The organism is Rhizobium sp. 01L410 (genome assembly GCF_056400165.1).
On sequence record NZ_JBFTST010000003.1, the window covers coordinates 100986 to 113848 of the forward strand.

12 protein-coding genes are annotated in these 12863 nt (G+C 60.9%); 8 read left to right on the forward strand and 4 right to left on the reverse strand.

The genetic code is table 11. From position 1 onward, the window contains the following. The first annotated feature begins 2 nt into the window (after window positions 1–2). From AC1DV9_RS07695 to AC1DV9_RS07715, 5 genes are read left to right on the forward strand one after another with little or no spacing between them, the layout of a single operon-like run. Entirely contained in the window at window positions 3–1169 is a 1167-nt protein-coding gene (locus AC1DV9_RS07695; protein ID WP_477947063.1) for an ABC transporter permease, read from the forward strand. Beyond that, window positions 1166–2110, forward strand: coding sequence for an ABC transporter ATP-binding protein (locus AC1DV9_RS07700; protein WP_477947065.1), 945 nt, complete (start codon window positions 1166–1168; stop codon window positions 2108–2110). The genes AC1DV9_RS07695 and AC1DV9_RS07700 overlap by 4 nt, the downstream gene beginning before the upstream one ends. Further along, window positions 2107–2856 (forward strand): ABC transporter permease, encoded by a 750-nt coding sequence (locus AC1DV9_RS07705; protein WP_477947066.1) that lies wholly within the window; start codon window positions 2107–2109, stop codon window positions 2854–2856. The genes AC1DV9_RS07700 and AC1DV9_RS07705 overlap by 4 nt, the downstream gene beginning before the upstream one ends. A 46-nt stretch (window positions 2857–2902) precedes the next feature. Continuing rightward, window positions 2903–3298, forward strand: a complete 396-nt coding sequence (locus tag AC1DV9_RS07710) for a VOC family protein (protein ID WP_477947068.1) — start codon at window positions 2903–2905, stop codon at window positions 3296–3298. A gap of 9 nt (window positions 3299–3307) precedes the next feature. Further along, complete coding sequence (locus AC1DV9_RS07715) at window positions 3308–5749, forward strand: glycoside hydrolase family 2 protein (RefSeq protein WP_477947070.1); 2442 nt, start codon at window positions 3308–3310, stop codon at window positions 5747–5749. Window positions 5750–5806: 57 nt separating this feature from the next. Here the strand turns inward: AC1DV9_RS07715 and AC1DV9_RS07720 are convergent, their stop codons facing one another. Next, entirely contained in the window at window positions 5807–6199 is a 393-nt protein-coding gene (locus AC1DV9_RS07720) for a PRC-barrel domain-containing protein (protein ID WP_112385323.1), read from the reverse strand. Window positions 6200–6216: 17 nt separating this feature from the next. Continuing rightward, on the reverse strand, window positions 6217–6444 hold the full coding sequence (locus AC1DV9_RS07725; protein ID WP_477947071.1) for a hypothetical protein: 228 nt from the start codon (window positions 6442–6444) through the stop codon (window positions 6217–6219). On the opposite strand from AC1DV9_RS07725, the gene AC1DV9_RS07730 reads away from it, so the two are divergent. The 3 genes from AC1DV9_RS07730 to AC1DV9_RS07740 all read left to right on the forward strand — a co-directional run bounded on the left by AC1DV9_RS07730 (window position 6434) and on the right by AC1DV9_RS07740 (window position 11104). Beyond that, window positions 6434–8131 carry a long-chain-fatty-acid--CoA ligase gene (locus AC1DV9_RS07730; protein ID WP_477947073.1) on the forward strand — a complete coding sequence of 566 codons (1698 nt, stop codon included), beginning with the start codon at window positions 6434–6436 and terminating at the stop codon, window positions 8129–8131. The genes AC1DV9_RS07725 and AC1DV9_RS07730 overlap by 11 nt on opposite strands. Window positions 8132–8556: 425 nt before the next feature. Further along, a complete protein-coding gene (gene pgi / locus AC1DV9_RS07735; RefSeq protein ID WP_477947075.1) occupies window positions 8557–10182 on the forward strand; it encodes a glucose-6-phosphate isomerase in 1626 nt (541 codons plus the stop codon). A gap of 118 nt (window positions 10183–10300) precedes the next feature. Further along, window positions 10301–11104 carry an alpha/beta fold hydrolase gene (locus tag AC1DV9_RS07740; protein WP_477947077.1) on the forward strand — a complete coding sequence of 268 codons (804 nt, stop codon included), beginning with the start codon at window positions 10301–10303 and terminating at the stop codon, window positions 11102–11104. A gap of 2 nt (window positions 11105–11106) precedes the next feature. Here the strand turns inward: AC1DV9_RS07740 and AC1DV9_RS07745 are convergent, their stop codons facing one another. Next, window positions 11107–12033, reverse strand: coding sequence for a carbohydrate kinase family protein (locus tag AC1DV9_RS07745; RefSeq protein WP_477947078.1), 927 nt, complete (start codon window positions 12031–12033; stop codon window positions 11107–11109). Window positions 12034–12093: 60 nt separating this feature from the next. After that, window positions 12094–12789 (reverse strand): orotate phosphoribosyltransferase, encoded by a 696-nt coding sequence (locus tag AC1DV9_RS07750; RefSeq protein ID WP_112385318.1) that lies wholly within the window; start codon window positions 12787–12789, stop codon window positions 12094–12096. Between the last annotated feature and the right edge of the window lie 74 nt (window positions 12790–12863).

The window sequence follows — 12863 nt, forward strand, 5'->3', positions numbered from 1 at the left end:
CGATGGAAGAAACCTTAGCGGTCCGCAAACTGGACCGGCTCGGCGTGGTGTTGGTGATTGCAGGCGTTGTTGCCGCTGCCCTTCTGCCCTTCATCTATGTGAAGGCGAACCGCATTGCTTCAGGCAAGCCGATGCTTCTCACGCAGCTTCTCGACCAGCCCGCCACCATCATTCTCACCCTCCTGCTCATCGCCACCGCCTTTGCCGCGCTCTTCCTGCAAAATGCCTTGCTGCGGCTTGCCATCAGCACGCTGGCTCTGGCCGCACTGATCGCCGCGATCGGCTTTGCCGCGACAGCCTTCACACCCGCCAACAGCAATGCGGCGCGCATGACGCCCGGCGGCAGCTTCTGGATCCTGCTCGGCGTCGTCGGCCTGATCGTTTCGGATGCGCTGGTGAAAATCCGGCTGACACCCTGGATGCGGGTGGCAGCACTTACCGCCTACAGCGCGTTGCTGGCCGTCTGCCTCACGTCCGGGCTGCTCGACAGCCTGTCGATCATGAAGGAATTCTCGACGCGTTCGGCGCAGTTCTGGTCCGAGGCCTGGTCGCATCTACTGCTGGCCTTCGGGTCGCTGGCAATTGCCATCGTCATCGGGTTGCCACTCGGCATCTTCTGCTTCTGGGTGCCGAAGCTGCGCGCCGCCGTTCTGCAGGGGCTCAGCCTCATCCAGACCATCCCGAGCCTGGCACTGTTCGGCATCCTGATGCTGCCGCTCGGTTACATCGCCACACATGTGCCGCTGGCTGCCGAGCTCGGCATCCGCGGCATCGGCACCGCGCCGGCACTGATCGCGCTGGTGCTCTATTCGCTGCTGCCGATCGTCGCCAATACCGTGGTCGGCCTCGAAGGCGTCGATCCCTCGGTGCGTGATGCGGCGGCGGGCATGGGCCTGACGCGCCGCCAGATCCTGACCGGGATCGATCTGCCACTGGCGCTGCCCGTCATCGTCACCGGCATCCGCATCGTGCTGGTGCAGGCAATCGGCCTCGTCACCATCGCCGCGCTCATCGGCGGCGGCGGCTTCGGCATCTTCATCTTCCAGGGCATCGGCCAGACGGCGATGGACCTGGTCATGCTCGGCGCCGTGCCGACCGTCTTCTTCGCCTTCTCATCGGCCGTCATCCTGGATGCGGTCATCGACAGCATACGGGGATCCGCCGCATGACCATGATCGAGATCAGGAACGTCACCAAGCGCTATGGCGCTGCCACCGTCGTCGACAATGTCTCGATGCGCGTCGAGAAGGGATCGGTCACCGTGATCGTCGGCACCTCGGGCTCCGGAAAATCGACGCTGATGCGGATGATCAACCGGCTGGTGCCGATCACCGAGGGAGAGATTTTCGTCGCCGGGCAAAACGTCATGGACGTGCCGGTGACCGAACTTCGCCGCAAGATCGGCTATGCGATCCAGGGCCACGGCCTTTTCCCCCATCGCACCGTGGCGCAGAATATCGCAACCGTGCCTCAGCTTCTCGGCTGGGATGGCGCCCGCATCGCCAAGCGCGTCGAAGAACTGCTCGGCCTCTTCAATCTCGATCCGGCGACCTTTGCCGAGAAGTATCCGCACCAGCTTTCCGGCGGCCAGCAGCAGCGCGTCGGCGTTGCACGCGCCTTGGCGGCAGAACCCGAAGTGCTGCTGATGGACGAGCCCTTCGGCGCGCTCGACCCCGTGATCCGCGGCAAGGCGCAGGACGACCTGCTGGCGATCCAGAAGCAGTTCGGCACCACCGTCATCCTCGTCACCCACGACATGGACGAGGCTTTTCATCTCGGAAACCAGATCGCCGTGATGAGCGGCGGCAAGCTGCTGCAGTGCTCGACGCCGGAAAAGATCCTGACCGAGCCCGCCGATCCCTTCGTGCAGCAACTGACAGGAACCTCGGACCGGGCGCTGAAGCTGATGTCACTCTCACCGCTCAAGGAAAGCATGGCGCCCGCCAAGAGCGGCCTCGGCTTCTCGCTGCCGCAATCGCTGAGCCTGCGCGATGCGCTGGCCGAGATGATCTGGCAGGGCTCCGAGGAAGCTGCGGTCACTGATGGCGCGAAGACACCTATCGGGTCGATCTCGATGAGCAAGCTGCTCGAGCTGGGCCGCAAGGCATGAAGTTTATCGTCGCCAATATCTTCCGTGTGGCGGCATTCGCGCTGCTCCTGATCCTGCTGTTCAGGACGGAGTGGCTTTCCTTCATGCTCGTGCCGCTGACCAATAACAACGCGCCGCCCGTTTACACGCAGAACAGCCTGCCCTCCCTGGCGTTGGCGCATCTGGAACTTGTGATCGGCTCGATCGTCTTCACCGCCATTCTGGCGATCCTTGCCGGCGTGTTCGTGACCCGCAAGAGTGGGGAGGACTTCCTGCCGCTGTCGCGCGCCATTGCCAATGCCGGGCAGACCTTTCCGCCTGTCGCGGTTCTGGCGCTTGCGGTCCCCGCCACCGGCTTCGGGGCCGCGCCGACGCTGATTGCGCTCTTCCTCTATGGCCTGCTGCCGATCTTCGAAAGCACCGTCTCTGGCATCAGGCAGGTCAATCCCGCCATTCTCGATGCCGCAGATGGCATGGGGATGAACCCGACGCAGCGGCTGTTCAAGGTGGAATTGCCGCTCGCCTTGCCCTTGATCCTTGAGGGTTTGAAGGTCGCGACCGTCATCAATATCGGCACGGCAACGATCGGCTCGACCGTGGCCGCCAAGGGGCTTGGTGAGGTCATTATCGCCGGCCTGATCTCCGACAATACCGCGTTCATCCTGCAGGGCGGCCTGATCGTCGGCCTGATGGCGGTGCTGATCTATGATGCCATGGGTCTCGTCGAAAGCGCGATAACCCGTAGAATTGGCTTGCGCCCCGCCTGATCCGGCGGCTACCAAGGCTGCCGTGATACGGCATGAGGAGGCTGCCTTGGCAAAGATGATTCACTCCATGATCCGCGTTGTCGAAGAGACGCGATCCGTCGAGTTCTACGGCAGGGTCTTCGGCCTCACGGTTGCCGATCGCATCGACTTCGAGACCTTCACGCTTGTCTACATGAGCAATCCGGAGACCGGCTTCGAGCTGGAGCTGACGGTCAACAAGGGCCGCACCGCGCCCTACAATCTCGGCGATGGCTACGGCCATCTTGCTGTTTCCGTCGATGAAGTCGCCGTCGAGCACGCGCGGCTGGAGAAGGCCGGGCTCAATCCCGGCAAGCTGGTCGAGCTCAATCGCGACGGCAAGCTTTTCGCCTTGTTCTTCTTCATCACCGATCCTGATGGCTACAAGATCGAAGTCCTGCAGCGCCACGGCCGTTTTCAGTAAGAGCATCCGATGATCGAAAAGACAGAACTGCATACCGGCTGGACCCTTTCCTGCAACGATACAGGTCGGCCAGGACTACCCGATAACATTCCGGCCACCGTGCCCGGCTGCGTCCATACCGACCTGCTTGCGGCACGGCTCATCCCCGATCCCTATCTCGACGTCAACGAGATCACCAATGACTGGATCGGCCGTTGCGAGTGGGTTTACCGGCTGAGTTTCGACGCTGTGCCCGATGAAGCCAGGATCCAGGAGCTGGTCTTCGATGGACTGGATACGATCGCGACGGTCCGGTTGAACGGCGAAGAGATCGGCCGGACGTTCAACCAGCACAGGACCTACCGCTTTGATGTTTCTGGCCGCCTGAAGGCAGGCTCGAACGCGCTCTCGGTCACCTTCCACTCCGCCTACGCCTATGGCGCGGAGATGGAGAAGCAATACGGCTACCGGCCGAACAACTATCCAGGCCCCGGCAACCTGATGCGCAAGATGGCCTGCAATTTCGGCTGGGACTGGGGTCCGACGCTGGTAACGGCGGGCATCTGGAAACCGGTGCGGCTGGAAAGCTGGGACCGGGCGCGGCTGGCGGAGACACGTGTTTCAGCGACGCTTGCCGGTGGTGACGGCGTGGTGACGATCGACGCCCTGATCGCGGCTCAACAGGACGGTCAGGGCTGCTCGATCGTGGCGCAGATCGGCGGCGTTTCGCATGCTGTCGAGGTCAGTGCTTCCGGCGAGGCAAGCTTCGACGTGCCCGTTCCCTCGCCGCAGATCTGGTGGCCGCATCATCTGGGCGGACAACCGCTTTATCCGCTCTCCATCGAATTGCGCGATGCCGGCGGCCATGTGCTGGACAGCTATGCGAAGGAGATAGGCTTCCGATCCATCCGCCTCGACACCGCGCCGGACGAGCACGGCTCGGCTTTCACCTTCATTGTCAATGACGTGCCGCTCTTTGCCTGCGGTGCCAACTGGATCCCAGACGATTGTTTTCCATCGCGCGTGACTGCCGAACGCTACGCCGCGCGGATCGATGAGGCGAAGGCGGCGAATATCAACATGCTGCGCGTCTGGGGTGGCGGCATTTTCGAGCGGGACGAATTCTACGAGGCCTGCGACCGCGCCGGCATAATGGTCTGGCAGGATTTCCTCTTTGCCTGCGCCTCCTATCCCGAAGAGGAGCCGTTGCGGAGCGAAGTAGAGGCCGAAGTTCGCGACAATGTCGTCAGGCTGATGCCACATGCCTCGCTGATGGTCTGGAACGGCAACAACGAAAACATCTGGGGCTTCGACGAATGGGGCTGGCGGCCGATCATCAAGGAGGGCGTCAGCTGGGGGCTCGGATACTATCTCGATGTTCTGCCAAAGCTCTGCGCCGAGCTTGATCCCGACAGGCCTTACTATCCCGGCAGCCCCTATTCCGGCAGCATGGATATCGAGCCGAACGATGACCGGCACGGCTGCAAGCACATCTGGGACGTCTGGAACGATGTTGGCTGGGAAGTCTATCGGAATTACATTCCACGCTTCTGCTCCGAATTCGGCTGGCAGGCACCGCCAAATTGGGCGACGCTGGAAGAGAGCGTGCATGATGCGCCGCTGACGCCGCAGTCACATGGTGTCTTCCACCACCAGAAGGCAACGCAGGGCAATGAGAAGCTGATCCGCGGCCTCTCGGACCACCTGCGATTGCTTGAAACCATGGATGACTGGCATTTCGCCACGCAGCTCAATCAGGCGCGGGCGATCCGCTTCGCGATCGAGCACATGCGCTCGCACCGCGCGATCTGCAAGGGCGCCATCGTCTGGCAGTTCAACGATTGCTGGCCAGTAACCTCCTGGGCAGCGCTCGATTCCGCCGGCCGCCGTAAGCCACTCTGGTATGCGATGCAGCAGGCCTTCGATCCGCGCCTGCTGACCATCCAGCCGCGCGGCCGCAAGCTGGCAGCGGTCGCCGTCAATGAGCGGACGCTCTTCTGGAGATCGAAAATTGCGGGCAAGCGCATGCGCCTAGACGGCACCGTGCTGGCGGAATTCGAATTCTGGCGGCTGCTCTGCGACCGGTTCGAGGCGAAGGAATTCGAACTTGCGGATGACATCGCGACGCCGGACAACGCAGCGAACGAAGTCGTGATGGTACAAATGCTCGACAAGCGGGCGTTCCACTATTTCGTCGAGGATATCGATCTGAAATTGCCGAAGCCGGAGATGACGGTTTCGATGAATGCGACCGCCGATGGTTTCGATGTCATCGTCACGGCGGGTACTTTTCTCAAGGATCTCTGCCTGATGGCGGATCGGCTGGACCCGGCTGCTGTTGTCGATAGCATGCTGATCACGCTGTTGCCGGGCGAAAGCCATACGTTCGCGATCAAGACTAGGAAGACATTCAAGGCCCGGGATATCACTCCGGGCGTCGTTCTTCGCTGCGCCAACGATCTCCTGCCCTAAAACGCCAAAAGGCCCCGCAAGCAGCGGGGCCTTTTCCGGCTCGTCCCAAAGAACGAATTACATCCAGTAGGGCGGCACGCCATAGTAATCGTAAACACGGCGACCGTTGTCGTTGTACCAGGTGTCGTCATCATCCGCGTAGCTCGGCGCTCCCTCGATCTGTTCCTTGGTCAGATCGATGCGATAGCCGTCCAGCTGGGTATCGTAATTCAACTTTTCCCACGGCAGCGGGTAGTGATCGTGACCGATACCGAGGAAGCCGCCGAAGCTCAGCACGGCATAGGCAACACGCCCATCACGCTTGCCGATGATCAGCCGCTCGATCGAGCCGATATGCTTGCCGTCTGCACCATAAACGCGGGTGCCTTCCACGCGGTCGCTGGCAATCAGCGAATGCGTGTCCTTGACGTTGGGATCACGGCGGCTGGCGTCTGTATCCTGATTAAGCATTGTCAGCTCCTTTGTTGTTATTCATGACGGGACAACGCCACGTTGGAGTCATTGTTCCCAGCCTTATCGCAAATGCGCGATTGCATGTTATTGACGTTTACGTCAAAGTTATTGTAACGGTGAATGCGGCTTGAACCATTCGGCCATTGGCATAAGCTGCCCGCAAGGATGATGGAGGATTGTCCGCCGGCAGCCGCAAACCGGCATTCGTGGCCGGATAGGGAGAGAGACACGATGAACAGCATTTCCGTCCATCCTGGCGGCGACAAGCGGGAAAGGCCCTGGCTTGCCACCTATCCGGATATCGTGCCCCCCGAACTGCCGCCGCTGGAATATGATTCGCTGGCCGAACTGCTGGAAAAGTCCTGCGAGCGCTATGCGAACCGCGTTGCCTTCTCCAGCATGGGCAAATCGCTGACCTATCGCGAGCTGGAAGTGCAGACCCGCAAAGTCGCCTCCTGGCTGCAGAGCCTTGGCCTGCAAAAGGGCGATCGCGTCGCCGTCATGATGCCGAACGTGCTGCAGAACCCTGTCGCGGTCTACGGCATTCTGCGCGCCGGGCTGACGGTCGTGAACGTCAATCCGCTCTATACGCCGCGCGAACTCGAGCATCAGTTGCGCGATGCCGGTGCGAAGGCGATCTTTGTGCTGGAGAATTTTGCCCGCACCGTGGAGCAGGTTCTCGTCAAGACCGACGTGCGCCACGTCGTCGTTACCTCGCTTGGCGAGATGCTCGGCGCCAAGGGGCTGATCGTCAATCTGGTGGTGCGCAAGGTCAAGAAACTTGTGCCCTCATGGTCCATCCCGCAGCACAAGACCTTCAAGCAGGTCTTGGAAGGCGCAGGCCGGTCGCTGCAGCGTCCGGCGCTCAGCGGCGATGACATCGCCTTCCTGCAATATACCGGTGGCACGACCGGCGTTGCCAAGGGTGCAATGCTGACCCACCGCAATCTGCTTGCCAACAAGCTGCAGCTGCAGCTCTGGCTGAAATCGGCCTTCGACAAGAAGAAGCAGCCGGAGGTGCTGAACTTCCTCTGCGCCCTGCCGCTCTACCATATCTTCGCGCTGACGGTGAATTCTCTGATGGGCATGTCGCTTGGCGCCCATAATATCCTGATCGCCAACCCGCGCGATATTCCGGGCTTCGTCAAGGAGTTCGGCAAGGCGAACGTCCATATCTTCCCGGGCCTCAACACGCTGTTCAATGCGCTGATGAACAATGCCGAGTTCGCCAAGCTCGATTTCTCGTCGCTCGTCATGTCGCTCGGCGGCGGCATGGCCGTGCAGCGTCCCGTGGCTGAGCGCTGGCTGAAGATGACCGGCTCGCACATCACCGAAGGTTACGGCCTCTCCGAGACCTCGCCGGTCGCGACTGCCAACCGCTTCGACTCTCCTGAATTCACCGGCTCGATCGGTCTGCCGATCCCCTCGACGGAACTCGATATCCGGGACGAAGACGGCAGTTCGCTGCCGCTCGGCGAGATCGGCGAGATCTGCATCCGTGGGCCGCAGGTCATGGCCGGCTACTGGAACAAGCCGGAAGAAACGGCCCGGGTGATGACCCCGGACGGTTATTTCCGCACTGGCGACATGGGATTCATGGACGAGCGCGGCTATACAAAGATCGTCGACCGCAAGAAGGACATGATCCTGGTTTCGGGCTTCAACGTCTATCCGAACGAGATCGAGGAAGTGGCGGCAATGCATCCCGGCATTCTCGAGGCAGCAGCGATCGGTGTTCCGGATGGCCACTCCGGCGAGACGGTGAAGTTGTTCGTTGTTCGCAAGGATCCCAACCTGAGCGAAGCCGAGGTGAAGGCGCATTGCGCTGAAAACCTCACCAATTACAAACGGCCGCGGATCATCGAATTCCGCACCGAGCTGCCGAAGAGCCCTGTCGGGAAAATTCTGCGCAAGGATCTGCGCGGGTAAACTCACGTATAATTGAAAGCAACCATAAGATGTGATTTGATCACACCGTTTCCAGGCAAAAGCAGCACGGGTCGAGACCAGCCGGCCCACCGGTGAGGATGGGCCGCACCGGCTTTGGCAAGAGCCTTGCTTTGCGAAACGGAGGTAATGCCATGTGGTATAAACCGCTAAGCGTTACGCTTATGGTAAGGAAAACCCGGACGAGCTGGTCAGTGTCCGTCCGGGTCACCATTCTTACAAAATAAGCCACGGCAGGCGGAGCACCAACTCCGTCTGCCACTCCATAAATATACCTGCACTCTCCCTTTTCATCAAGCGCGGCACAACTCGTGTCATTTTTTGCAGGCAGCCTGTGGCTGAACTTGATTTGCGCCCTACAAAGCGAATAGTTTCCGCAACCCTCTCCGCCTCCAAAGGAGCCTCCCATGAATGCCATCGTCGAAAAGCTGAAGAGCACTGCGGCCGCCACCAAAGCAACCGATATCCGCGCTGCCTTCGCTGCCGATCCCAAGCGTTTCTCGCGCTTCACCGCCTCTCTCGACGATCTCTTGATGGATTACTCGAAGACCGCCGTGAACGATGAGATCCTGGCGCTTCTCGTCAAGCTCGCTGAAGAAGGCGGCGTTGCGAAGAAACGCGACGAGATGTTCTCCGGTGTGGCGATCAATTTCACGGAAGACCGTGCCGTCCTGCATACCGCGCTGCGCAACCGCTCCAACACACCTGTTCTCGTCGATGGCAAAGATGTCATGCCTGACGTCAACGGCGTGCTGGCGGCGATGGGCAAGTTTGCAGATGGCATCCGCTCCGGTACGCTCAAGGGCGCGACCGGCAAGAAGATCACCGACGTCGTCAATATCGGCATCGGTGGCTCGGATCTCGGTCCGGTCATGGCGACACTTGCGCTGGCGCCATTTCATGACGGCCCTCGGGCGCATTTCGTGTCCAACATCGACGGCGCGCATATTGCCGATACGCTGAAGCTGGTCCAGCCGGAAACGACGCTCTTCATTATCGCATCGAAGACCTTCACAACGATCGAGACGATGACCAACGCGCAGACGGCGCGCAATTTCATCGCCAAGGCGCTGGGCGATGCCGCCGTTCAGCACCACTTCGCGGCCGTTTCCACGGCGCTCGATAAGGTCGCTGCATTCGGTATCGACAGCGCGCGCGTCTTTGGCTTCTGGGATTGGGTCGGCGGCCGCTACTCGCTGTGGTCTGCGATCGGGTTGCCGATCATGATCGCCATCGGCCCCGACAATTTCGGCAAGTTCCTCGATGGCGCTCATGCTGTCGATAACCACTTCCGTAAGGCGCCGGTGACCGAAAATCTGCCGATGCTGCTCGGCCTGATCGGCTTCTATCACCGCAACGTTCTCGGCTATCCGACCCGTGCCGTGCTGCCTTATGACCAGCGCCTCTCGCGCTTCCCGGCCTATCTGCAGCAGCTCGATATGGAATCGAACGGCAAGGGCGTGACGATTGATGGAACGCCGGTCGAGGACAATTCCGGTCCCGTTGTCTGGGGTGAACCGGGCACCAATGGCCAGCACGCCTTCTATCAGCTGATCCATCAGGGCACGAGCATCATCCCGGCGGAATTCATGATCGCCGCCAATGCCTTCGAGCCCGAGCTGCGCCACCAGCACCAGCTGCTGATGTCAAACGTTCTGGCGCAGTCCGAAGCGCTGATGAAGGGCCGCACCTTCGAGGAAGCCAAGAAGCAGCTCACCGACAAGGGCATGGATGGCAAGAAGGCCGATTTCATCGCGCCGCACCGCGTCTTCACCGGCAACCGGCCGTCGATCACCTTCGTCTATGACAAGCTGACGCCCTATGCGCTCGGCCGCCTGATCGCACTCTACGAGCACCGCGTCTTCGTCGAAGGCGTGCTCTTCCGCATCAACTCCTTCGATCAGTGGGGCGTCGAGCTCGGCAAGGAACTGGCGACCGGCCTGCTGCCTGTTGTCGAAGGCAGGGAGAGCGCCGCCGGCCACGACTCCTCGACGCAGGGTCTCGTCGCTGCACTGGCGAAGCTTGCCAAGTAAGGCGCCCCCTCAATCAACTATCAAGCCCATCCGCCAGCGCGGGTGGGCTTTTTTGTTTGCTGCTGTCGAATGACGGGACATCTATTCGTCCTATGGGAAATGCACGAGGAGATTGTCCATGGAATTCACCGACGACGGGCTTTTCAAATTCGATAAAGATGGCGCTGAGCCGCTGCCCGCCTCCGGCGCGGAAGGCCGGGTTTCGAATGATGGTGCACAAATCTGGTATGCCAGCCATGGCGCCGGTCCGGCGGTGATCCTGCTGCATGGCGGCCTCGGGAATGCCGGAAACTGGGGCTACCAGGTGCCGGCGCTGGTCGATGCCGGATATCGCGTCATCGCCATCGATAGCCGCGGCCATGGACGCAGCACGCGCGACGATCGGCCGTTCAGCTATGTCCTGATGTCCGATGACGTGCTTGCCGTCATGGATCATCTGGAGATCGGGAAAGCCGCGGTGATCGGCTGGAGCGATGGCGCCTGTACAGCGCTGATCCTTGCCGACCGGCATCCAGAGCGCGTATCGGGCGTCTTCTTCTTTGCCTGCAACATGGATGCAACGGGCACGCTTGAATTCCGGCCGACGCCGGTCATCGACCGCTGCTTCAGCCGCCATCAGAAGGACTATCAGGCGCTCTCGGCAACGCCCGGCGGCTTCGAAGCCTTCGTTGCCGATGTCGGGAAGATGATGCAGAGCGAACCCAACTACACCGCCGCGGAGTTACAGGCGATCAAGGTGCCGGTCACGGTTGCGATCGGCGAGAGCGACGAATTCATCCGGCGCGAGCACATGGATTATCTTGCCAAGACCATTCCTGACGCCGAGTTCATTCTCATCCCCGGCGTCAGCCATTTTGCGCCGCTGCAGCGGCCCGCGCTCTTCAATGAAGAGGTCCTGGGCTTTCTCAAGCGCAGGACCTGATCTCAGAGGCCGATTTCGCGCGCCCATGGCGGGTTTGCGCCGGCACGCGAGACGGTGACAGCCGCAGCCTTGGCGCCGAGCGCCAGAGCGTTGCCGAGCGCCTTTTCGTCGAGCGAGGCGACCTGCGCCTTGGTCAGCAGGTTGTCCATCTTCAGCGACGCGAGAACGCCAGCATCGAACGTGTCGCCGGCACCGACGGTGTCGACCACGGTCACGCGCTCGCTGGGAACAGTGACCTTGCGCTCGTTCGTATAGCCCGACGCGCCTTCGGCGCCCTTGGTGATGACGACGAGCTTGGCGCCGTGCTTCAGCCAGTAGGCGGCGAGATCGTCATGGCTGCCTTCGAGACCGAACCACTCCAGATCCTCATCGGAGAATTTCAGGATGTCCGACTTGGCCGCCATGCGCTTGATGCGCGCCATGTGGGTTTCCTTGTTCTTGATGAAGCCCGGACGGATGTTGGGATCGAGCGAGATGACGCGCTTTGCGGCCTCGCGGTCAAGCAGCGCCTCATAGGTTTCGCCGCAGGGGCTTGGGATAAGGCTGATGGCGCCAAAGTGCAGCGCTTCGCAATCGTCACCAAGAACAGGAAGGTTGTAAGTGGTGATCATGCGTCCTGCTGTTCCTTCGTCGTAGAAGGCATAGGTGGCCTGGCCGTTGACCAGCTTGACGAAAGCAATGGTCGAGGGCCGTGGCGTGATGGCGCAAGGGCTGTAATCGACATTGCTGGCCTTCAGAGTGCCGAGCAGGATTTCGCCCATCATGTCATCGGCAATGCCGGTGAAGAAGGCGGTCGGCACGCCAAGGCGGCCGAGCGCGATCGCGGTGTTGAAGATCGCGCCACCGGCATAGGGTGCAAAACCCTTTTCGCCCTGGGTCGTCTCACGCGGCAGCATATCGATCAGCGCTTCGCCGCAGCACAAAATCATCGGATTTCCTCCAAAAAGGCCGTGTTGCCTCAATCCATTAAGTGAGCTTTTGTCAAAAGGCTAGAGCGAAAGCTCACTGACGCCACCGTTCCGGCCCGACCAGGCAAGCGGCGCGTCCAGGAAGGCTTCCACTTCGCTCAGCGTCTTTTCGTCGAAAAGCTTCTGTTCCTTGGCAACAGCCAGAACGTTGCGCCAAGTCGCGATATGATGGAGCTTCACCTTGCCGTCAGCAAAGCGCAAGGCACCTTCGTTGAAGATCCCGTAGTAGAACAGCGCCATGCCGTGATCGACGATGCCGCCGGCTGCGCGGATCGCATCGATGAAGGTGAACATGCTGCCACCGGCCGTCGTCAGATCCTCGATGACCAGAACGCGCGAACCTTCCGGCATATGCCCCTCGATCTGCGCGTTGCGGCCGTGACCCTTCGGCTTCTTGCGCACGTAGATCATCGGCAGGCTGAGACGATCCGCCAGGAGTGCCGCGAAAGGGATGCCCGCGGTTTCGCCACCGGCGATGCAATCGAAGCGCTCGAAGCCGGCGTCGCGGGTGATGACGCTGGCCGCAAAATCCATCACGGCCGAGCGGACGCGCGGATAGGAGAGCAGCTTGCGGCAATCGATATAGACCGGGCTCGCCATGCCGGAGGCCAGCTTGTAGGGCTGCTCGGCGTTGAAATGAACCGCCTTGATTTCCCAGAGCATCTTCGCAAGGAGTTCTGCCATAGTGGCGCGATCGGGAAATGTCGTGTGGGTCATTGCTCTCTCCTTGGCTCACGGTGTTACGCGGCAATAGCAGCAACCAAAAAATCTTTCCAGTGCCGGAACTTTTT

What these genes read in the sequence shown, in the direction of transcription:
- AC1DV9_RS07695 (WP_477947063.1), top strand. Translation starts at nt 3, where the DNA reads ATGGAAGAAACCTTAGCGGTCCGCAAACTGGACCGGCTCGGCGTGGTG.
- AC1DV9_RS07700 (WP_477947065.1), top strand. Translation starts at nt 1,166, where the DNA reads ATGACCATGATCGAGATCAGGAACGTCACCAAGCGCTATGGCGCTGCC.
- AC1DV9_RS07705 (WP_477947066.1), top strand. Translation starts at nt 2,107, where the DNA reads ATGAAGTTTATCGTCGCCAATATCTTCCGTGTGGCGGCATTCGCGCTG.
- AC1DV9_RS07715 (WP_477947070.1), top strand. Translation starts at nt 3,308, where the DNA reads ATGATCGAAAAGACAGAACTGCATACCGGCTGGACCCTTTCCTGCAAC.
- AC1DV9_RS07720 (WP_112385323.1), bottom strand. Translation starts at nt 6,199, where the DNA reads ATGCTTAATCAGGATACAGACGCCAGCCGCCGTGATCCCAACGTCAAG.
- AC1DV9_RS07730 (WP_477947073.1), top strand. Translation starts at nt 6,434, where the DNA reads ATGAACAGCATTTCCGTCCATCCTGGCGGCGACAAGCGGGAAAGGCCC.
- AC1DV9_RS07725 (WP_477947071.1), bottom strand. Translation starts at nt 6,444, where the DNA reads ATGCTGTTCATCGTGTCTCTCTCCCTATCCGGCCACGAATGCCGGTTT.
- pgi (WP_477947075.1), top strand. Translation starts at nt 8,557, where the DNA reads ATGAATGCCATCGTCGAAAAGCTGAAGAGCACTGCGGCCGCCACCAAA.
- AC1DV9_RS07740 (WP_477947077.1), top strand. Translation starts at nt 10,301, where the DNA reads ATGGAATTCACCGACGACGGGCTTTTCAAATTCGATAAAGATGGCGCT.
- AC1DV9_RS07745 (WP_477947078.1), bottom strand. Translation starts at nt 12,033, where the DNA reads ATGATTTTGTGCTGCGGCGAAGCGCTGATCGATATGCTGCCGCGTGAG.
- AC1DV9_RS07750 (WP_112385318.1), bottom strand. Translation starts at nt 12,789, where the DNA reads ATGACCCACACGACATTTCCCGATCGCGCCACTATGGCAGAACTCCTT.